Annotated in this window: 1 protein-coding gene and 1 pseudogene; both read left to right on the forward strand. The window is 58.9% G+C overall.

Annotated elements, in window-relative coordinates; translation table 11 throughout:
* Window positions 1-57: 57 nt before the first annotated feature.
* Window positions 58-114, forward strand: a pseudogene (locus EAE89_RS24235) (hypothetical protein); the annotation flags it as partial.
* A gap of 9 nt (window positions 115-123) precedes the next feature.
* Window positions 124-560: hypothetical protein (locus EAE89_RS23195; RefSeq protein ID WP_342345858.1), on the forward strand; the 437-nt coding region annotated here is incomplete at its 3' end.

Raw genomic sequence — 560 nt, forward strand, 5'->3', positions numbered from 1 at the left:
GGACAGCTGGTTATCCAGACCGGACAGGCCGGGACTGACAATCAGAATGGCAAACTGTTGTCCGCGGGCCGGTTTACCCTGACGACCCACTGGCTCGACAATCGTCACGGTCAGGTGCAGGCGGTGGGCGACACCACGCTGAACGTGCAGGAAAAAACCGACAACACCGGTGGCCTGATGCGGGGCGGTTCACAACTCACCCTGAATACGCCTCAGCTGATTAACCGTGAGACAACGCCGGCGGATAACGGCGTGGAGGCGCAAAATCTGACGATAAACGCCCGGCAGGTGGACAATACCGGGGGCGCTTTACGGGCGGCCAGTCATTTACAAACCCGGGTGGTTCACTCGCTGGACAATACCCGGGGGCTGATATCCGCCGGCAAACAGCTCACTCTCAACAGTGCGGCTCAGCAACCGCATCTGATGATTAACAACCGGCAAGGCACCCTGATTGCCGGGGAACAGGCAGATATTAACGCCGAAGCCCTGAGCGGCGACGGCCAACTGTTATCGCAGGGCGATATGGCGGTCACCTTAACCAAGGATTTTCACCACAC

It is taken from the genome of Photorhabdus heterorhabditis (assembly GCF_018448905.1).
GTDB classification, from domain to species: domain Bacteria; phylum Pseudomonadota; class Gammaproteobacteria; order Enterobacterales; family Enterobacteriaceae; genus Photorhabdus; species Photorhabdus heterorhabditis.